The sequence below is a fragment of the Stenotrophomonas sp. SAU14A_NAIMI4_8 genome, from assembly GCF_003086695.1.
GTDB lineage: Bacteria > Pseudomonadota > Gammaproteobacteria > Xanthomonadales > Xanthomonadaceae > Stenotrophomonas.
In genome coordinates, this window is record NZ_CP025999.1 from 3,037,393 (window position 1) to 3,057,351 (window position 19,959).

The window sequence follows — 19,959 nt, forward strand, 5'->3', positions numbered from 1 at the left end:
CGCAACGGGCTCTGACCCCAGAATTCTTTTGGATATCTGACAGATTCATCCACGCATGGCGTGGATCTACTGTGTCGACCGAGGTCGACACCCACCAGAGCATGGCATGGGGTCGGATCCCGTTGCTGCGCAACGGGCTCTGACCCCAGAATTCTTTTGGATATCTGACAGATTCATCCACGCATGGCGTGGATCTACTGTGTCGACCCAGGTCGACACCCACCAGAGCATGGCATAGGGTCGGATCCCGTTGCTGCGCAACGGGCTCTGACCCCAGAATTCTTTTGGATATCTGACAGATTCATCCACGCATGGCGTGGATCTACTGTGTCGACCAAGGTCGACACCCACCAGAGCATGGCATGGGGTCGGATCCCGTTGCTTCGCAACGGGCTCTGACCCCACATTCTTCGATATCTGACAATTTCATCCACGCATGGCGTGGATCTACTGTGTCGACCCAGGTCGACACCTACCAGAGCGGAGCGCCGTTCCGACAGAGGGCATGGGGTCGGATCCCGTTGCTTCGCAACGGGCTCTGACCCCACATTCTTCGATATCTGACAATTTCATCCACGCATGGCGTGGATCTACTGTGTCGACCAAGGTCGACACCTACCAGAGCGGAACGCCGTTCCGGAAGATCGCGGAAAACTGTCGAAGGCGGGGTGGGTCCGGTTGCGGGGGTGTCCGCGGCATGGATGCCGCGGCCAAGCCTCCACGGACGGATTCACGGCGTCCCCCGCAACCGGACCCACCCCGCCATCCCACGGAAACCCGGCTTTTGACGTTGACGTTGACGTTGCATTGAGCAGGTGCAGGGCGCAGCCCTGCCAGCCCCCCACCCTATACTTGCCGCCGTGAGCCACTTCCCTGCCCCTGTCCCGTTGGATGCACCGCTGCTGGTCGGTTACAGCGGCGGGCTGGATTCGACCGTGCTGCTGCATTGGCTCTGGCGCTGCGCGCAGGCCAGCGTCACGCCGCTGCGCGCGGTGCATGTCCACCACGGCCTGCAGGCCGATGCCGATGCCTGGGTCAGGCACTGCCAGCAGCAGTGCGATGCCCTGGGCATCGACCTGGCCGTGCATCGCGTACAGGTCGCTACGGCCGACGGCCTGGGGCTGGAAGGTGCCGCGCGCCAGGCCCGGCGCGCCGCCTTTGCTGCCGAACTGCGGCCGGGCGAAAACCTCGCCCTGGCCCACCATCAGGATGATCAGGCCGAAACGTTTCTGCTGCGCGCACTGCGCGGCTCCGGCATCGATGGCCTGGCGGCGATCGCGGCCGACAGCTTTTTGCACGGCCACCGCCTGTGGCGGCCCCTGCTGCACACCGCGCGCAGCGCGCTGCACGACTACGCGCAGCAGCATGCCCTGCGCTGGATCGAAGACCCCAGCAACGACCACGACCACGCCGACCGTAATTTCCTGCGCCTGCAGGTGCTGCCGCTGCTGCGCCAACGCTGGCCGCACGCAGCCGCGGCGCTGGCCGGCAGCGCCGACCACTGCGCGCAGACCCGCGTGATGCTGGACGAAGAAGATGCCGAACTGATCGCGCACCTGGAAGTGGCACCGCGCGTGCTGTCGCTGGAGCTGCTGCGCCAGGTGTCGCCTGCGCGCGGCGCACGCGTGCTGCGTGCCTGGGTGCGCGCGCACGGCGCCGCACCGCTGCCGGCCACGGTGCTGCAGCAGCTGCAGCAGGAACTGCTGGCAGCGCCCAGTGATCGGCAGGCGCAGGTGCGCTGGCAGGACCACGCGATCCAGCAATGGCGAGGACATGCCTATCTGCTGCCGGCCGTGCTGCCCACGCTGCCGACCGACTGGCAGGTCACCTGGGATGGCCGCGCGCCGCTGCTGCTGCCCGACGGCGGGCAACTGCGCCTGATGGGCTGCGAGGCCTTTTCCCAGCCACTGCAGGTACGCGCACGGCAGGGCGGCGAGCGCATCCTGCTGCCCGGCCGCACCCATTCACACGCGCTGAAGGACTGCCTGCAGCGTGAGCACCTGGCGCCCTGGCGGCGCGCGCAGCTGCCGTTGCTGTTCGACGGCGAGCAGTTGCTGGCCGCCGCCGACGTGGTGGTTTCCGCCCCCCTGCAGGCGTGGCTGCAGGCCCACGACGCGCAGTTGCAGTGGCGCCCCGGCGGCTGGTGAATTGACCCCCGCGCGGCTGCCGTCCACACTTGTCGCATGGCCAAGAAGTCCCCCGAAAACGTCTCCCCGGTCGCCCAGTTCGAGCAGTCGCTCGAATCGCTGGAACAGCTGGTGGAGCAGATGGAAACCGGCGAGCTCAGTCTGGAAGCCTCGCTCAGTGCTTACGAACGTGGCGTGGGTCTGTACCGCCAGTGCCAGCAGGCGCTGGAGCAGGCCGAACTGCGCGTACGCCTGCTCAGCGATCCGGCCCAGCCAGACACCGCCGAACCGTTCGACCCGCCCAGCCATGACGGTTGAGGCGCTGTTCGCGCACTGGCGCGACCGTATTGAAAGCCAGCTTGACGCCGCCCTGCCCTCGCCGGCCGATGCGCCGCAGCGTCTGCACCAAGCCATGCGCTATTCGGTGCTGGGCGGCGGCAAGCGCATGCGCCCGCTGCTGGTCTACGCCAGTGGCCGCCTGTTCGGCGCGCCGCTGGAGCAACTGGATGCGGCCGCGATGGCCGTGGAGCTGATCCACGCCTATTCGCTGGTACACGATGACCTGCCGGCGATGGACGATGACGCCCTGCGCCGCGGCAAGCCGACCACGCACATCGCATTCGACGAAGCTACCGCGATCCTGGCCGGCGATGCCCTGCAGACCCGCGCCTTCGGCCTGCTGGCCGATGCCGCGCTGCCGGCCAGCCTGCGCGTGGCCTGCCTGCAGACCCTGGCCCACGCCTCCGGCGCGGCCGGCATGTGCGGCGGCCAGGCATTGGATATCGACGCCACTGGCCAGCAGCAGTCGCTGGCCGCGCTCACCCGCATGCACGCGCTGAAGACCGGTGCGCTGATCCGCGCGGCGGTACGCATGGGCGCGCTGTGTGGCCAGGCACCGGCGCCGGTGCTGGCGCAGCTGGACGGCTTCGCCGATGCGCTGGGCCTGGCCTTCCAGGTGCGCGATGACATCCTTGATGTCGAGGCCAGTTCCGAGCAGTTGGGCAAGACCGCCGGCAAGGACCAGGCCCAGGACAAGAGCACCTTCCCGGCGCTGCTGGGCATGGACGGGGCCAAGGCGCACCTGCGCGACCTGGCCGCGCGCATGCAGGCGGCACTGGCCGGTTACCACGAAGAAGCCGACGCGCTGCGTGCGCTGGCCACGCTGGCGGTGGAACGCGATCATTGATCGCGCTGTACGCTCGCCGGGCGTGGCCCGGCGCTACCTTCGCGCCCCAAATGGAAACGCCCGGCATTGCCGGGCGCTTCTTTGTGCGCGATGGATCGTTGCAGCTTACTTGATCAGGCGCAGCGCGAACGGGTAGCGGTACAGCTCGCCGTTATTGGCCTTGACCGCAGCGATGATGCTGAAGACCAGGCTGAGCAGGCCGACGATCGGGGCCAGGATGGCGCCGATGATCACGAAGGTCAGGATGATGCAGATGAACATCGCGATGGCGATGGTGATCTGGAAGTTCAGCGCTTCCTTGGCCTGGTCGGTGACGAAGGACTTGCCTGCGTCGTCCTTGTTGATCAGCCAGATGATCAGGGCACCGATGAAACCGGTGAAGATGCCCAGCAGGTGCGCGGCCAGCGCCATGGTGCGCTGGTCGGACGGCGCGTTGCCGGCCGCCGGGACGTTATCGAAATCGCTCACGACAAAACTCCTTTTTTTTGGGTGGTCATGCGCGACCAGCTGCGGGCCGGTCGCGTCAGGCGCGCATAGCTTACGCCATCAACGCCATCAATCATTACCGGCGATCGTCATCCGCCCCACCAGGATCGAGCCGGTGCGGATGTGCGAGCGCGGGTCGACGTCGCTGCCCACCGCTTCAATGCTGGCGAACATGTCGCGCAGGTTGCCAGCAATGGTGATGCCATCGACCGGGAACTGGATCTCGCCGTTCTCGACCCGGAAGCCACCGGCACCGCGCGAGTAGTCACCGGTCACCCCGTTCACGCCCTGCCCCATCAGTTCGGTCACCAGCAGGCCATTGCCCATCTGCCGGGCGATCTCGTGCAGGGAGCCGGCATTGGCGGCCAGCTGCAGGTTGTGCACGCCGCCGGCATTGGCGGTGGTCTGCAGGCCCAGCTTGCGCGCCGAATAGCTGCCCAGCACGTAGCGCTGCAGCACGCCGTCGGTCACCAGGGCCGAGGCGCGGGTGGCCACGCCATCGCCGTCGAAGGCGGCCGAGCGCAGGCCGCGGCGCAGGTGCGGCAGCTCTTCGATCTGCATCCACTCGGGGAACAGGCGCTGGCCCACGCTGTCCAGCAGGAAGCTGGCCTGGCGGTACAGGGCACCACCGGACACGGCCGAGAGCAGGTGGCCGACCAGGCTGCGCGCCACTTCCGGGGCAAACAGCACCGGCAGGCTGCCGGTGGGCAGCGAGCGCGGCTGCAGCCGGGCCACGGTGCGCTCGGCAGCGCGACGGCCCACGTGGGCCGGGTCTTCCAGATCTTCGCGGGCCAGCGCGCCGGTGTACCAGCCGTCCCGCTGCATGCCATCGCCGGTGCCGGCAATCAGCGCGCAGCCGATCGAATGGTGGGTGCCGCGCTCGCGACCGATGAAGCCATGCGAGTTGGCGTACACCGACACGCTCTGCATGCTCGACACCGAGGCGCCGTCGGAATTGCGGATCTGCGCATCGGCCTGGCGGCCGGCGGCCTCGCAGGCCAGGGCCAGGTCCACCGCCTGGTCAGCCTGCAGCGCCCACGGGTGCCAGCTGTCCAGATCGGGGAAATCGCGGGCCATCAGCGCCGCGTCGGCCAGGCCGGCGGCCGGGTCGTCCTCGGTATGGCGGGCGATGGCGCAGGCCTGCTCGACCGTGGCCTGCAGGCTCGCTTCGTTCAGGTCGGCGGTGCTGGCACTGCCCTTGCGCTGGCCGAAGTAAACGGTCACGGCAATGCCGCGGTCGCGGGTGGACTGCACGGTCTCCACCTCGCCAAGGCGGACATTGACCTCCAGCCCGCGGTCCTCGCTGCAGCTCACCTCGGTCTGGCTGGCGCCCAGCGCGCGGGCGCGGTCGATCAGCTGCTGGGATAGGTCGGCCAGCCGTTCCAGCCGGGCCAGGCTGTCGTCGCCGGTGGCGACTTCAGGGGCGATCACGTTCAATGCTTTATCCTGTACAGGTTGGGCCCGGCATCACGCCGGGCGACTTTTTTTGAGATCAGGTAGGAACGATGCGCGGACGCGACGAAGAAACCGGTGAATTCCACGACAAGAGCCGCAGCCAGAACCGGCGCGATGCACTTGACGTGCTGGCCCTGGGCGAGAAGCTGGTGTCGCTGACCCCGGCCCAGCTGGCGCGCCTGCCGATCCCGGAGGACCTGCTGCCGCACATCGCCGAGTGCAAGCGCATTACTGCCCACATCGCCCACAAGCGACAGCTGGCGTTCCTGGCCAAGCACATGCGTCGCGAGGACGAGGCCACGCTGGACGCGATCCGCGATGCGCTGGACGCCAACAGTGAAACCGGCCGCCGCGAAGTGGCGATGATGCACCGCGCCGAAGACTGGCGCGAGCGCCTGCTGGCCGAGGGCGACAAGGCGCTGGCCGCCCTGCTGGACGACTACCCGCAGGCCGACCGCCAGCAGCTGCGCACGCTGGTGCGCAACGCCCAGGCCGAAAAGGCCAAGAACAAGCCGCCGCGCGCCTACCGCGAGATTTTCCAGGTGCTGCGCGCGCTGATGCTGCCGGCGGCGCTGGGCCTGAAGGCCGCGGCCGACGAGGCCGACGACGTCGGCACCGACGAAGCCGACGAGGACTGAGTCCCCGCCGGTCCGGGCATGGGCGCTGGCCATCGCCGCGCTCAGGCCTGGGTACCGCCCACGGTCAGGCCGTCGATCAGCAGCGAGGGCTGGCCGACACCGACCGGCACGCTCTGGCCATCCTTGCCACAGATGCCCACGCCCTCGTCCAGGGCCAGGTCGTTGCCGACCATGCGCACCTTCTGCATGGTTTCCGGACCGTTGCCGATCAGCGTGGCACCCTTCACCGGTGCGGTGATGCGGCCATCTTCGATCAGGTAGGCCTCGGTGGCCGAGAACACGTACTTGCCGCTGGTGATGTCCACCTGGCCGCCGCCGAAGTTGACCGCATACAGGCCCTTCTTCACCGAACGGATCATTTCCTGCGGGTCGTGCTGGCCTGCACGCATGTAGGTGTTGGTCATGCGCGGCATGGTCAGGTGCGCGAACGATTCGCGGCGACCGTTGCCAGTCGGGGCCATGCCCATCAGGCGCGCGTTCAGCGCATCCTGCATGTAGCCCACCAGGATGCCGTCCTCGATCAGCGTGGTGCACTGGCTGGGGTGGCCTTCGTCGTCGATGTTCAGCGAACCGCGGCGCCCGTCCAGGGTACCGTCGTCAACGATGGTCACGCCCGGCGCGGCCACGCGTTCGCCGATGCGGCCGGCATACACGCTGGTGCCCTTGCGGTTGAAATCACCTTCCAGGCCATGGCCCACCGCCTCGTGCAGCAGCACGCCGGGCCAGCCCGGGCCCAGCACCACCGGCATCACTCCGGCTGGGGCCGGCACCGCTTCCAGGTTCACCAGCGCCTGGCGCAGCGCTTCGCGGGCGAAGGCTTCGGGGCGGCCATCGGCGAACAGTTCGGCGTAGCCATAGCGGCCGCCGCCACCGGCATAACCGGATTCGCGGCGACCGTTCTGTTCCACGATCACCTGCACGTTCAGGCGCACCAGCGGGCGCACGTCGGCGCCCAGCACGCCGTCGGTGCGGGCCACCAGCACGGTGTCCACGCCGCCGGACAGGCTGACCATCACCTGCTTCACCCGCGGGTCGGCCGCGCGCAGGTAGCCATCCAGGTGCTTGAGCACGTCTACCTTGGCTTCATTGCCCAGGCTGTCGATCGGGTCCAGCGTGGGGTACAGCGCGCGGGCGTTGCCGCGCAGCAGCGAACGGCCCTGCTGTGCGCCGCCCTCGCGGGAAATCGCGCGCGCCGACTGTGCCGCGGTCAGCAGTGCATCGGCATGGATATCGTCGGAATAGGCGAAGCCGGTCTTTTCCCCGGCAATGGCGCGCACGCCCACGCCCTGTTCGATGGAATGGGCGCCGTCCTTGACGATGCCGTCTTCCACGCTCCAGCTCTCGCGCCGGGCGTGCTGGAAGTACAGGTCGCCGAAGTCCACGCCGGGGCCGAGCAGCTGGCCGAAGGCGCGCTCCAGGCCAGCGGTATCCAGGCCGCCGGGGCGCAGCAGGCGGTCGTGGGCAAGGGTCAGGGCAGTATCAGTCATGGTCTCGATCTGGGGGTGCTGGCGTGGCCAGGCAAGGCCACGCGATGAACAGGGGCGCCGCGCTCAGCGCGGGCGCGGCAGGTCGGTCACGGTCGGCGGCGGAACCGGCACGGGCACCGGGGCCGGCGCGGGGCTGCGGTCACGGTTGCGCTCGATCACTTCCACCTTGGGCTCCTTCCACGGCCCGGTCACCCGGTAGGTGCGCGCGCCGATCTCACCCAGTGGCTTGGACAATACCGCATTGGTGGCCGCGCCCAGGGCGGCGCCCACCGGGCCACCGGCCACCGCGCCGACCACGGTCAGCAGGTTGCCGGCGCGCGGGTTCACATCAATGGTCTGGTCGAACTGCTGCTGGCGCAGGTCGGTCTGGCCGCGGATGGTGATGTTCGCTGCGGGGCCTTCGATCAGCACCTTGTCGGTGCGCGCCATGCCGTTGCCGAACTGCATGCCGCCCTCGATCTGATTGAAGGCAAAGCCCTTGGAGAAGAAATCACGGAAGTCGAACATCAGCCGGCGCGGCAGCTGGGCCACGCTCAGCAGGCCCAGCACGCGGCCGGCCCCCGGGTCCAGTTCCAGCAGCTGGCCGTTGCGTGCATGGATGTCCAGCTGCCCCTGCAGGTTGCCCAGCTGGAAGTCGGACGGGCCGCCGGCCCACGAGGCCTGCAGCTGGGCCTGGCCGGAGCCGCCCCGCAACTGGCCGGCGTAATCGAAGTTCTGCAGCAGACCACCCAGATCCTCACTGCGCACCTGGGCGTTCAGTTCGGTACGGGCGCCGGCGCTCTTGCCCAGCCAGCGGCCGGTGATGTCGATTTCCTGGTCCGGCGCGCGGAAGCGCAGCTCGTCCACGCTCAGGCCCTGCGCCAGCGGGCGGGTGCGCAGCACCGCCTGGCCCAGCACCACCTTGCCGAACTTCAGGTCGGCGATGTCCAGCGCGAACGGCGGCAGCTTGGCCGGGTCCATGTCGTCGGCACCGGCCTGCACGTTCGCGGCGGGTGGCGTTGCCGCGCCGGCGGCGGCAGGCGGGGATTGCCAGTACACACGGTCCAGCGTGCCGCTGATGGTGCCACCGTCGGCATTGGGCACGCTCAGGCGGCCGGCCAGCGATGGGCCGTCCATGCGCACATCCAGCGCCTGCGGCCCGGGGTGCAGCTGCAGCCGGGTCTGCGCGAACACACCGCCGATCAGCATCAGCTGGCCCACCTGCACATCCACCGTGCGCAGCGGCATGGGGTCGCCATCGCCGCCCGCACCACGGGCCAGGCCGATCCATTCCAGCGCGTCCAGGGTGGGGCTGCGGCCATTGATGGTCAGCCCGCTGGGCGGCGGCTCGCGGTCCACCTGGCTGCTGCCCAGGGTGACCTGCACACCGGTCTGGTTGTTGTGGCTGCGCGCAGCCAGCGCCAGCCGGTCGCCAAAGGCCACATCAATGCGTCCGGCCCCCATCGGCAGCTGTGCGGCCACGGTGGTGGCCAGCGGCTCGGCGGCCGGTTTGTCCAACGGTGCCGGCAGATCCAGGCGGGTGCCCACCAGGTCCGAACGCAGGCGCAGCTCGCTGGGCGGGGCGGCACTGCCGGGGGCGACCTTCGGCAGGTTGACCGCGATCGTCCACGGCGAGGTGCCGTTGATGTAAGGCTTCAGCCAGGCCATTTCCGGCGCGCGGTCGATCAGCACGCCCGCATCCAGGCTGGCCGACAACTCCGATTCGAAGGCCAGCCGCGCATCGCGCACGAAGCCACCGGCGCGCAGGCTCAGCGTGCCGTCCTGGCCCAGGTGGCGCACCGCCAGTGATTCGGCGGCGAACCCGGCGTTGCTGTAGCGGGCCTGGCCGTGCATGCCATCGAATGCCACATCGAAGCGCTTGTCGGCCAGCTTCACCCCGGCCAGATCCACCGTGCCCTGCAGGTGGCCACCGCCTTCGTCATGGTGCAGGGGCTGCAGCAGATCGAAGTGGACGTTGGCCGGGCCGCTGGCACTCAGGTTGTCCAGGGTGTCGCCGTATTCCTTGTGCAGGCCGCTCTGGCGCAGCATGGCCAGCAGCGCGCCCGCTTCGCTGCGGCTGTCGGCGCGCACGTACAGCGGCTGCTGGCCGAAATCGGGAATGCCGGCTTCAAAGTGCTGCACCGCCACCCCGGCCAGGTCGCCACGGCCCTGGATATGGAAACCCGGCCCGATGAAGGCGACATCGGCATCCACCTGGCCCATCAACGGCCAGTCGTGCTGGAAGCGGATCTGCCCGTTGCTGATGTGGCCGGTGGCCTCGAAACGGCCATCGTTGTTGTCGAACGGCCAGTCATCCAGGTCACCACTGACCAGACCGATACCGCCCCGCACCTGCCCGCCGGCCAGGGCCATGTCCAGCCAGTCGGTGGCGCCCTTGCTCATCTTGGAATGGATCCAGAAGCGCTTGGCGGCGGTCATCGGCACATCGTCCAGCTTCGCCGCCAGCTGCATCCACGGCCGCGTGCCGTCGCCCTGGAACCACAGCCCGCCACGCACGTCGGCCGCGTAATCGGTGCCCTGCACGCGCAGGGCCGGGGTGCCGATGCGCCAACCACCGGCTTCATCGCGCCAGCCGACCACCTGCCCGGCCAGGTGCAGGTCGTGGCGCACGCCAAAACCGCTGGGCCAATCGAACTGCAGTTGCCGCTGCGGCTGCAGCTGCAGGCTGAAGCCATTGGCATCGCCTTCGAAACGCCCGCCCAGGCCGCGCAGGCCCGGCGCGCCGGCCACGCTGGCAAAGCCCAGCGACTGCAGCTCGCCCTGCGCCCACAGCGGGCCATCGCGTTCACCCCGCACCTGCAGCGCGGCCACGTCCAGCTGTGGCCGGGCCAGGTACAGCCAACGGCGCAGGCCCGGGTCCAGCCGGTCGCTCAGGGCCAGCGCGCGCACGGCCGTGCCGGCCTGCACCGCACCGCTGCTGATCTGCAGCTGCCGGCCCAGGCGCACCTGCAGGCCATCGAGTTGTTGGGCGCCGTCTTCGCCCTGCAGGCGCAGCTTCGGCACCTGCAGCACCCAGCCATCGGCCTGGCGTTGCCAGCGCAGCCGTGCCTGCAGGCGCTGCAGCTGCACCTGCGGGTGCGCCACGCCCGGCATCGATGCGCCTTCAATACGCAGCCCACGCAGGTCCGAATCGGTGGTGACCGCCACCGGCGCGAAATCGCGCAGGGTCAGCCACAGGTTCAACTCGCCCTTGCCTTCGCGCAGGCGCACGCCGGCACCGGCCAGCAGCGGCGCCCAGGCCTGGAAGTCCACCGGGTCGGCCCCCAGCCACGCCTGGCCGTTGCCTTTGCGCCGGTCCAGTTCCAGCACCGCCGTCAGCGGCAAGGCCTCGGGCTGGGCCCAGGCACGCACGCCCACCTGCAGCCGATCGCCCTGCACGCGCAGGCGCAGATCGATGCGCGGCAGCGTGGCGTCGATGCCCAGCGCGGGCGCATGCACGGCCAGTTGTCCGCCAATCACCTGCAACTCGCCCAGGCGGCGCAGCGCATCCAACGGATCGCCCGCACCACTCGACTGCGGCAGGCCACGCACGCTCCAGCGGCCGTCAGCGGCCTGCTGCAGGTCCAGCGACAGCCCGCGCAGGCGCAGTTCGGTCAACGAGCGCCCCGGCAGCAACCCGCTGTACATCGATACCAATACTTCGGCTTCGCCAATGGCCAACCCCTGCCCGGCGCCGATACGCAGCCCCTGCAACTGCAGCAGCGGACCGCGCCGCGTCCAGGCGGTCTGCAGGCGCTCGAAGCGCACCGGCTGGCCGGCCCGCGCACTCAGCCACGCGGCGATCTGCTGCGGGTGGCGCTCGGCCAGCGGCAACAGCTGGCTGAGCGTGCCCACCAGCAGGGCAAGCACGACCAGGCCTACCGCGCACGCGGCAATCAGATGACGGCGGATCCTTCGCAGTCGCAGGCGCGGCGGAGCGCTCATCGGCCAGCGCCGGACCGCAGCCGGCGTGGATCAGAGCAGAACCACATCGAACTGCTCCTGCAGGTACTGCTCGTCCGCCTGGAAACGGATGCTCTTGCCGAGGAATTCCTCCAGCTCGGCCACGGCGGCCGATTCCTCTTCGGTGATGCGTGCCACCACCTTGGTCGAGGCGATCACCAGCAGGCGCGCGGCATCGAACTGGCGCACGGCGCGGGTGATCTCGCGGAAGATTTCGTAGGTCACCGTTTCGGTGGTCTTGATGCTGCCGCGACCACTGCACTGCGGGCAGGTTTCCGACAGCTGGCGCTCCAGGCTTTCGACGGTGCGCTTGCGGGTCATCTCCACCAGGCCCAGCGGCGAGAAATCGTAGACGGTGGTCTTGGCATGGTCGCGGGCCAGCGCCTTTTCCAGCGTGCGCAGCACCTGGCGGCGGTGCTCGGCATCGTCCATGTCGATGAAATCGATGATGATGATGCCGCCCAGGTTACGCAGCCGCAGCTGTCTGGCCACCGCCTGCGCGGCCTCCAGGTTGGTGCGGAACACGGTTTCTTCCAGGTTGCGCTGGCCCAGGAACGAACCGGTGTTCACATCGATGGTGGTCATCGCCTCGGTCTGGTCGATCACCAGGTAGCCGCCGGATTTCAGCGGCACCTGCTTGTCCAGCGCGCGGCCGATCTCGTCTTCCACGCCGAACATGTCGAAGATGGGGCGATCACCGCTGTACAGCTCGATCTTCTCGGCCAGCACCGGCATGTACTTGGCCACGAACGCCTGCAGCTGGGCGAAGGTTTCCTTGGAATCGACCTTCACCTTGTCCACGTCCTTGCGGATCAGGTCGCGCACCGAACGCAGCGGCAGGCTCAGGTCTTCATAGATGTTGCTGCACGAGGGCGCCTCGCGGCCACGGCGCTCGACCACGTTCCAGACCCGCGACAGATAGGCGATGTCCTCGGCAATGGCTTCGGCCGGCTGGCCTTCGGCATTGGTGCGCACGATGTAGCCGTAGCCACCGTGCTGCGCCGACAGTTCGGTCACCAGCGCCTTCAGCCGCGCACGCTCGCCTTCGTCTTCGATGCGCGCCGAAACGCCCACCACCTTCGACTGCGGCAGCAGCACCATGTAGCGCGAGGGAATGCTGATCTGCGTGGTCAGGCGCGCGCCCTTGGTGCCGATCGGGTCCTTCACCACCTGCACCACGATGTCCTGGCCGTCGCGCAGCAGTTCCACGATCGGCACGCTGGACGGCGGCGGCAGGGTGGTGTTCTCGGTATCGGCACTGGCCACCGGGGCCGGCCGCACCACGTCGTTGGCGTGCAGGAACGCGGCGCGCTCCAGGCCCACTTCCACGAACGCGGCCTGCATGCCGGGCATCACCCGCTGCACCTTGCCCTTGTAGATGTTGCCGACCACGCCCCGGCGCCAGCCGCGCTCGATGTGCAGTTCCTGCAGCATGCCGTTTTCGATCACCGCGACCCGGGTTTCGCGCGGGGTCACATTGACCAGGATTTCCTCAGACATCGGCAGCCTCCCTGGCGGCATGGGCAGTGGGGGCCGGCACGCCGCAGCGGGCCAGCAGGCGATCAGTGTGCAGCAACGGCAGCCCCATCACACCGGAATAGCTGCCTGACAGGTGTTCGATCCAGCGCTCGGCGCCGCCCTGGATGGCATAGGCGCCGGCCTTGTCCAGCGGTTCGCCGGTGGCCACGTAGGCGGCGATGTCGGCCGCGGCGATCGGCGCGAAGGTGACCTCGGAGACCACCAGCTCGGTCTCCAGGCCCTGCGCGTGCACGACCACCACGGCGGTCATCACCTGGTGGGTACGCCCGGCCAGGCGCGCCAGCATCGCGCAGGCCTCGGCCGCGTCGGCCGGCTTGCCGAACACCTGGCCGTCCAGCACCACCTCGGTGTCCGAGCCCAGCACCCGCGCCTGCGGGTCGGTGGCCAGCACCCGGGCCAGCCCGGCGCGCGCCTTGTCGGCGGCCACCCGGCATACATACTGTTCGGCACTTTCCTGCGGCGCACGCTGCTCGGGCACCTCCAGGTCCAGGGCCTGGAAGGGGCGTTCGAGTCGGGCCAGCAATTGGTTGCGTCGGGGCGAGCGGGAAGCGAGATAGAGCATCGGCACAGCATAACCTGAGGCCGCCACCTGAATCGTCGGCAACCCCGCCTTGAACGGCTTCAACCCCGAACGGACTCACAGCGCGTTCATCGCTACGACACCACCCTCACCGGCACACCAAGGAGATCCCATGCGCCGCACCGCCACCCCGCTGCTGCTTGCCCTGTCCCTCGCTCTTGGAGCTTCGATGACCGCCCATGCTGCCCCGCCGCCGCCGCCCGCGGTCGCCGCCGCCGAAGGCACCCTGCTGAACATCTCGGCCAACGCCGAAGCCACCCGCGTGCCGGACGTGGCCACCCTGTCGGCCGGCGTGGTCACCCAGGCCGCCGACGGCAACAGCGCCATGCGCCAGAACGCACAGCAGATGGACAAGGTGCTGGCCGCGATCAAGGCCGCCGGCATTGCCGAGCGCGACGTGCAGACCAGCGGCGTCAGCCTGAACCCGCAGTACCGCTACGCCGACAACGAAGCGCCGAAGATCACCGGCTACCAGGCCAGCAACACAGTCAGCCTGAAGGTGCGTGACATCGCCAAGCTGGGCAAGGTGCTCGATGCCCTGGCCGCACAGGGCGCCAACCAGATCAACGGCCCGCAGTTCGAGATCGACCAGCCCGAGCCGGTCTACGACGAAGCCCGCCTGGCCGCGCTGAAGAAGGCCCAGGCTCGTGCCCAGACCTATGCGAAGTCGCTGGGCCTGCAGGTGCGCCGCATCGTCAGCATTTCCGAGAACAGCAATGGCGGCTTCCGCCCGATGCCGATGATGCGCGCGATGGCCGCCGGCGCCGCCATGGACAAGGCCACCCCGGTGGCACCGGGCGAATCGACCGTGTCGGTGAACCTGGACGTCGTTTTCGAACTGGGGCGGTAACCGCCGCCTGGCATGGCCCGGCGCTACCTACCGAAACACACGACCCACCGGTAGCGCGGGGCCATGCCCCGCGAGCGCAGCCGCACCGCAACCGCCGCCGGGCATGGCCCGGCGCTACCTGGCGAAGCACACGACCCACCGGTAGCGCGGGGCCATGCCCCGCGAGCGCAGCGGCACCGCAACCGCCGCCGGGCATGGCCCGGCGCTACCTGACGAAGCACACGACCCACCGGTAGCGCGGGGCCATGCCCCGCGAGCGCAGCTTCATGAAGCCCAGCCCAACGGCGTCGCACCTGACTCTAGGCAGTGGCCGGTGGCTGGAGCTAATGATGAACTGCCAGCCGCGTGCGGCAACCCCGATGGCGGCCCTGGTGCGTTGAGGACTTCAACACTGGCATGGAGGTGGACCATGGTTCGTACGTATCCCGCTGCATCCCTGCACTTCGACCCCGCCCGCATTGCCGCCTGGAGCGCGGCCATTGCCCTGCACCTGCTCGCGCTGTTGCTGCTGCTGATCCCGGCAACCTACCAGGCCATCAGCGCCCTGCCCCGCGACGACACCACGGTGCGTTTCATCCCCAAGGAAGATCCCAAGCCGCTCGAGCCCACCCCGCTGCCGCCCAAGCCGGAAGTGGTGAAGCTGGTGCCGAAATCGCAGCCGGTGCCGACCGTGACCCCGCCCCTGCCTGCGCCCACCGCCACACTGGACGAGGCCCAGGGCATCATCCTGCCGGCGGCCGCCGAGGTGGCGGTGGAAGCGCCGCCCACGCTGCAGCCGGGCGCACCGGTCACCGGCGCCCAGTTGCAGTACCGCAGCGCGCCGCCGCCGAGCTATCCGGTGCCGGCCCTGCGCAACCACGAACAGGGCACGGTGCTGCTGCGGGTGGAAGTGGACCCGAATGGGCAGCCGGTGAACGTCAGCATTGAACGCAGCAGTGGCTCGCGCAGCCTGGACCAGGCCGCCCGCCAGCAGGTGCTGCGCCACTGGCGCTTCGTCCCAGCCGAGCGTGATGGCCAGGCGGTGTCCGCCATCGGCATGGTGCCGGTGCAGTTCAGCCTGCCCGACTGAGCCATGGACCGGCCCGGCGACCTGCCGGGCCGGCTCCAACGCGGGCTGCGCCACAACCCGGCCATGACCCTCCAATTCTTCAGTCGCGATCACATTTCTGTTACGAATTCAGTGAAACTTCACAACGCCGTCACCTGACAGAAACCTAGATTGACGCGTCCCGGGGCACACCGGTGACAGCCCTCGATGCTCGAGTTTTCCAGTCAGGAGAGAAGCTGTGAAACACCCGATCCAACGGCCCGCCAGCCGCCGCCAAAACCACCTGGCATTTTCCATTACCCACATCCTCACCGGCGGCGCTCTGCTGCTGGCCGGCGCCGTGGTCTCCCCTGCCTTCGCACAGGACCAGGCCACCAACCTCGACCGGATCACCGTGACCGGTTCGAACATTCCCCGCACCAACACCGAAACGCCCTCGCCGGTGCAGGTGGTGACCCGCCAGGAAATCGACCGCAGTGGCAAGACCACCGTGGCCGAATACCTGCAGACGCTCACCTCCGACGGTGCAGGTTCCATTCCCAAGACCTTCGGCAACGGCTTTGCCGGCGGTGGCGCCGGCATCTCGCTGCGCGGCCTGGGCGCCGGCTCCACGCTGGTGCTGTTGAACGGCCGCCGCATGGCCACCTACGGCCTGGCCGATGACGGCCAGAAGGTGTTCACCGACCTCAGCACCATTCCGCTTGACGCCGTCGAGCGCGTGGAAGTGCTGAAGGACGGCGCCTCGGCCATCTACGGTTCCGATGCGATCGCCGGCGTGGTCAACATCATCCTGCGCAGCGACTTCCAGGGTGCGATCCTGCGCGGTTCCTACGGCGTATCCGGCGATGGCGACGGCGATGCTAAGAAGGCCACGCTGACCGCCGGTACCGGTGACCTGTCCAGCGACGGCTGGAATGCGTTCTTCAGCCTGGACGTCGGCAAGACCGACGCGATCAAGATCAGCGACCGCAAGAACCGCAAGTGGATCGGCACCGGTGACATCCGTCGCTGGGGATACGACGCCGCCGATGCGCAGTTCCTTGGCGGCGCCTACCTGTCCGGCGGCACCGCCGGTGGCGTGGGCCCGAACGGTTCGGTGTTCGATGACCGCAACGTGGACGATGAAAACCCGGCCTTCCTGGTCGCACTTCCGGGCTGCGCCGACCTGACCACCATTCCCGGCCAGAGCGATGCCACCGCACAGGCGCAGGGCTGCCTGTGGAATCCGGCCCAGCTGTACCGCGACCTGAGCCCGGAAGAGAAGTACGTGAACGTGTTCGGCCGCGCCAGCTTTGCCTTCGGCGAAGGCGGCGAGGTGTACACCGAGATCGGCTACTCGAAGAAGGAAACGATCTTCAGTAACACGCCGTCCGGGGTTTCCGGTGGCTGGGGCTACCCCGGCGGCCCGGTCAACGCCAGCAGCGGCGACGGTGCCGTGGTGCTCAGCCCGACCCATCCGGACAACCCGATTCCGGGCCAGGCGTCGCGCCTGCGCTATTCGGCCTGGGATGTCGGCCCGCGCGTCACCAACAACACCAACGAGTTCAACCGCTTCCTGGTGGGCGTGAAGGGCAACTGGGGCGACTGGAGCTACGACACCGCCTACCTGCATTCGGGCACCGACCTGGTCAACAAGCGCACCGGCTTCCTGCGCTACAGCGCCGTGCAGTGCGCGCTGGGTGACCCGGCCTGCGCCGGCGGCGTGTGGCGCATCGGCGACAACGCCGGCCTGAATTCGCAGGCGCTGTACGACTACATCTCGCCCACCATCAGTGCCCGCGCCAAGTCCAGCCTGGACATGTTCGACTTCACCGTCTCCCGCAGCCTGATGGATCTGAAGGGCGGCCCGCTCGGCCTGGCCATGGGTACCGAATGGCGCAAGACCAGCAACAGCCTGACCCCGCAGACCTACACCGACCAGGGTGACATCATCGGCCTGGGCTACTCGGCCTATGACGGTACCCAGAACGTGTACGCCGGCTACGTCGAACTGTCCGCGCCGGTGCTGGAGCAGTTGGAACTGTCGGCCGCACTGCGTTACGACAAGTACGAAAGCGGTGAAGGCAAGGCCACCCCGAAGCTGGGCGTGAAGTTCACCCCGGCCGACTGGATCGCCCTGCGCGCCAGCTACGCCGAAGGCTTCCGTGCGCCGAACCCGGCCGAAAACGGCGACGGTGGCCTGGCCGCCTTCTCCAATGCCCGCGATCCGGTGCGCTGCGCCATCGACCCGGACAACGAGTGCACCGCGCGTTCGGTGGCCATCATCACCCGCCCCAATTCCGGCCTGAAGCCGGAAGAGTCGAAGAGCTACTCGGTGGGTATCGTGCTGCAGCCGACCTCCAGCACCTCGCTGACGGTTGATGCCTGGGAAATCAAGCGCACCAACGAAATCGCCCAGGGCAGCACCGCCGACGCCATCGCCGCCGGCAACGTCCTGCGCGACAGCAACAACATCGGCGGCGTGGCCAACAGCGGCACCATCCTGGCGGTCAACACGCAGTACGTGAATGCCAACTCGTCGCGTGTGCGCGGTATCGATACCGATATCCGCCAGACCTTCGACCTGGGTCCGGGCCAGCTGGAAATGGACCTGCAGTGGAGCCATCTGCTGAAGTTCGAGCGCACCGAGGGTGACACCACCGTCGATTACGTGGGCACGCACGGCAACTGCGACGTGACCAACTGCATCGGCACCCCGCAGGACCGCATCAACTTCGGCACCACCTGGAAGCAGGGGCCGTGGAGCGTGAGCGGCGTGGTGAACTACATCGACAGCATGGAAAACAAGGATCGCCGCGGTGGCGACTACCTGGCCTTCTATGAAGACGGCTCGCCGGTGGAGAAGATCTCTTCGTTCACCACCTTCGATCTGTCCGGTCGCTGGAACATCACCGATGCGTTTGAACTGAACGCTTCGGTGCAGAACGTGTTCGACCGCATCGCCCCGCTCGACCCGTCCACCTACGGCGCGGTCAACTACAACCCGCTGCACTTCAGCGGTGCCATTGGTCGTTACTTCACCGTCGGCGCCAAGTACACCTTCAACTGATCCACGAAGGTCAACCGCACTGCAGAGGCCCGGGCATGTCCCGGGCCTTTGCTTTTTCACCACATGCGCGCGGCCATGATGAAGGCCTACCGCGCGAGGCACGACCGCATGCCGTCTTCCACGCAACGCCTGGGCCTGGCCGCGCTGACCGCGCTTGTCGTCGGTTCGATGGTCGGCGCCGGCATTTTCTCGCTGCCACAGAACGTGGCCCGCAGCGCCGGGCCGGCCGCAGCGCTGATCGGCTGGGCCCTGAGCGGCGCCGGCATGTTGATGCTGGCCTTCGTGTTCCAGGCGCTGGCCAACCGCCGGCCCGATCTGGACACCGGCATCTACGCCTATGCGCGCGAGGGCTTCGGCAACTACATCGGCTTTTCCGCCGCGTGGGGCTACTGGGTGGCCTCGGTGCTGGGCAATGCCAGCTTCTTCGTGCTGATCTTCAGCGGCCTGGGCCACTTCCTGCCGGTGTTCGGCGAGGGCAACACCCCCGTGGCCTTCGCCGCCTCTTCGCTGCTGCTGTGGACGGTGCACCTGCTGGTGCTGCGGGGCCTGCGCACCGCCGCCATCATCAACGGCCTGGTGACCGTGGCCAAGCTGGTCCCGATCGCCTTGTTCCTGGTGCTGGCCGCCGGGGCGTTCCGCATGGACGTGTTCCGCGCCGACTTCTTCGGCACACCTGCGCTGGGCGACCTGGGCGCGCAGCTGCGCGGCATGATGCTGGTGACGGTGTGGGTGTTCATCGGCATCGAAGGGGCCAGCATCTATTCGCGGCGGGCGGCCCGCCGCGCCGACGTCGGCCGCGCCACCGTGATCGGTTTCGTCGGGGTGTGGCTGCTGCTGGTGCTGGTCAGCCTGCTGTCGATGGGGGTGCTGTCGCAGGCCGAGCTGGCCGGCCTGCCCAATCCCTCGATGGCATATGTGCTGCGCGCCATCGTCGGCGAATGGGGCGCTACCGTGATCATCATCGGCTCGATCATTTCCGTGCTCGGCGCGCTGCTGGCCTGGGTGCTGCTGTGCGGTGAAGTGCTGTATGCCGCCGCCGGCGATGGCACCATGCCTGCCTTCCTGGGCCGCGAGAACGCGCGCGGCGTACCGGCCAATGCGCTATGGATGAGCAACGGCCTGATCCAGCTGTTCCTGCTGCTGGTGCTGTTCAATTCGGGCAGCTACACCAGCCTGGTGCTGCTGGCCGCATCGATGAGCCTGGTGCCGTATTTCCTGTCGGCGGCCTTCGCCGTGCAGCTGGCCTGGCGTGGCCAGGCCTATGCCGGCGAAACCGGAGTCCGCTGGCGCGACTTCGGCGTTGCGCTGCTGGCCAGCGCCTACGCGTTGTGGCTGGTCTATGCCGGCGGCGTGGACAACCTGCTGCTGTCGGTGCTGCTGTATGTGCCCGGCGTGGTGCTATTCGCGCTGACGCGGCGCCAGCATGGGCAGGCCGTGTTCACCCGCTGGGAAGCGGTATTGTTCGGCGCGATCGTGGTGGTAGCGATCGCCACCCTGGTCGCATTCTGGCGCGGCGCACTGACGTTGTAGAGTCGAGCTTGCTCGACTGGCTCTTTCATCGTGCACACAACAG

General features: G+C 68.4%; 14 protein-coding genes. 8 read left to right on the top strand and 6 right to left on the bottom strand.

Annotated features, from left to right (window positions below; translation table 11 throughout):
- Positions 1–860: 860 nt before the first annotated feature.
- From tilS to C1930_RS14010, 3 genes are read left to right on the top strand one after another with little or no spacing between them, the layout of a single operon-like run.
- Entirely contained in the window at positions 861–2,147 is a 1,287-nt protein-coding gene (gene tilS / locus C1930_RS14000; RefSeq protein ID WP_234412667.1) for a tRNA lysidine(34) synthetase TilS, read from the top strand.
- A 36-nt stretch (positions 2,148–2,183) separates the two neighbouring features.
- Complete coding sequence (locus C1930_RS14005; RefSeq protein WP_108753741.1) at positions 2,184–2,444, top strand: exodeoxyribonuclease VII small subunit; 261 nt, start codon at positions 2,184–2,186, stop codon at positions 2,442–2,444.
- The gene (locus tag C1930_RS14010) at positions 2,434–3,312 is read left to right on the top strand and encodes a farnesyl diphosphate synthase (protein WP_108756823.1); all 879 of its coding nucleotides are present in this window, start codon (positions 2,434–2,436) and stop codon (positions 3,310–3,312) included. Before C1930_RS14005 ends, C1930_RS14010 begins: the two co-directional genes overlap by 11 nt.
- A gap of 105 nt (positions 3,313–3,417) precedes the next feature.
- Here the strand turns inward: C1930_RS14010 and C1930_RS14015 are convergent, their stop codons facing one another.
- Together C1930_RS14015 and pmbA are read right to left on the bottom strand one after the other, a co-directional pair.
- Positions 3,418–3,780 carry a DUF4870 domain-containing protein gene (locus tag C1930_RS14015; protein WP_108750636.1) on the bottom strand — a complete coding sequence of 121 codons (363 nt, stop codon included), beginning with the start codon at positions 3,778–3,780 and terminating at the stop codon, positions 3,418–3,420.
- Positions 3,781–3,867: 87 nt separating this feature from the next.
- Positions 3,868–5,235 (bottom strand): metalloprotease PmbA, encoded by a 1,368-nt coding sequence (pmbA, locus tag C1930_RS14020; protein ID WP_108756824.1) that lies wholly within the window; start codon positions 5,233–5,235, stop codon positions 3,868–3,870.
- Between the two features lie 68 nt (positions 5,236–5,303).
- Between pmbA and yjgA the strand changes: the two genes are divergently transcribed.
- Positions 5,304–5,891: a ribosome biogenesis factor YjgA gene (gene yjgA, locus C1930_RS14025; RefSeq protein WP_108756825.1), complete on the top strand. Its 588-nt coding sequence runs from the start codon at positions 5,304–5,306 to the stop codon at positions 5,889–5,891.
- Positions 5,892–5,932: 41 nt separating this feature from the next.
- On the opposite strand, the gene tldD is transcribed toward yjgA, so the two are convergent.
- From tldD to C1930_RS14045, 4 genes are all read right to left on the bottom strand, one after another.
- Positions 5,933–7,378, bottom strand: coding sequence for a metalloprotease TldD (gene tldD, locus C1930_RS14030; RefSeq protein WP_108771988.1), 1,446 nt, complete (start codon positions 7,376–7,378; stop codon positions 5,933–5,935).
- A 63-nt stretch (positions 7,379–7,441) separates the two neighbouring features.
- Positions 7,442–11,302, bottom strand: coding sequence for a YhdP family protein (locus tag C1930_RS14035; RefSeq protein WP_108756827.1), 3,861 nt, complete (start codon positions 11,300–11,302; stop codon positions 7,442–7,444).
- Positions 11,303–11,332: 30 nt separating this feature from the next.
- Positions 11,333–12,820, bottom strand: coding sequence for a ribonuclease G (gene rng / locus C1930_RS14040; RefSeq protein ID WP_108750641.1), 1,488 nt, complete (start codon positions 12,818–12,820; stop codon positions 11,333–11,335).
- Positions 12,813–13,421 carry a Maf family nucleotide pyrophosphatase gene (locus C1930_RS14045; RefSeq protein ID WP_108756828.1) on the bottom strand — a complete coding sequence of 203 codons (609 nt, stop codon included), beginning with the start codon at positions 13,419–13,421 and terminating at the stop codon, positions 12,813–12,815. Before C1930_RS14045 ends, rng begins: the two co-directional genes overlap by 8 nt.
- Positions 13,422–13,551: 130 nt before the next feature.
- Between C1930_RS14045 and C1930_RS14050 the strand changes: the two genes are divergently transcribed.
- The 4 genes from C1930_RS14050 to C1930_RS14065 all read left to right on the top strand — a co-directional run bounded on the left by C1930_RS14050 (position 13,552) and on the right by C1930_RS14065 (position 19,916).
- Positions 13,552–14,289, top strand: a complete 738-nt coding sequence (locus C1930_RS14050) for an SIMPL domain-containing protein (RefSeq protein WP_108753748.1) — start codon at positions 13,552–13,554, stop codon at positions 14,287–14,289.
- 409 nt (positions 14,290–14,698) lie between these two features.
- A complete protein-coding gene (locus C1930_RS14055) occupies positions 14,699–15,358 on the top strand; it encodes an energy transducer TonB (protein ID WP_108756829.1) in 660 nt (219 codons plus the stop codon).
- A 217-nt stretch (positions 15,359–15,575) separates the two neighbouring features.
- Positions 15,576–18,386, top strand: a complete 2,811-nt coding sequence (locus C1930_RS14060) for a TonB-dependent receptor (protein ID WP_108753750.1) — start codon at positions 15,576–15,578, stop codon at positions 18,384–18,386.
- A gap of 108 nt (positions 18,387–18,494) precedes the next feature.
- Positions 18,495–19,916, top strand: coding sequence for a basic amino acid/polyamine antiporter (locus C1930_RS14065; protein WP_108772603.1), 1,422 nt, complete (start codon positions 18,495–18,497; stop codon positions 19,914–19,916).
- Positions 19,917–19,959 lie beyond the last annotated feature (43 nt).

Bases quoted from the DNA above. Each gene is read 5' to 3' on its own strand.
- C1930_RS14005 (WP_108753741.1), top strand. From the start codon at position 2,184: ATGGCCAAGAAGTCCCCCGAAAACGTCTCCCCGGTCGCCCAGTTCGAG.
- C1930_RS14010 (WP_108756823.1), top strand. From the start codon at position 2,434: ATGACGGTTGAGGCGCTGTTCGCGCACTGGCGCGACCGTATTGAAAGC.
- yjgA (WP_108756825.1), top strand. From the start codon at position 5,304: ATGCGCGGACGCGACGAAGAAACCGGTGAATTCCACGACAAGAGCCGC.
- tldD (WP_108771988.1), bottom strand. From the start codon at position 7,378: ATGACTGATACTGCCCTGACCCTTGCCCACGACCGCCTGCTGCGCCCC.
- C1930_RS14035 (WP_108756827.1), bottom strand. From the start codon at position 11,302: ATGAGCGCTCCGCCGCGCCTGCGACTGCGAAGGATCCGCCGTCATCTG.
- rng (WP_108750641.1), bottom strand. From the start codon at position 12,820: ATGTCTGAGGAAATCCTGGTCAATGTGACCCCGCGCGAAACCCGGGTC.
- C1930_RS14045 (WP_108756828.1), bottom strand. From the start codon at position 13,421: ATGCTCTATCTCGCTTCCCGCTCGCCCCGACGCAACCAATTGCTGGCC.
- C1930_RS14050 (WP_108753748.1), top strand. From the start codon at position 13,552: ATGCGCCGCACCGCCACCCCGCTGCTGCTTGCCCTGTCCCTCGCTCTT.
- C1930_RS14055 (WP_108756829.1), top strand. From the start codon at position 14,699: ATGGTTCGTACGTATCCCGCTGCATCCCTGCACTTCGACCCCGCCCGC.
- C1930_RS14065 (WP_108772603.1), top strand. From the start codon at position 18,495: ATGCCGTCTTCCACGCAACGCCTGGGCCTGGCCGCGCTGACCGCGCTT.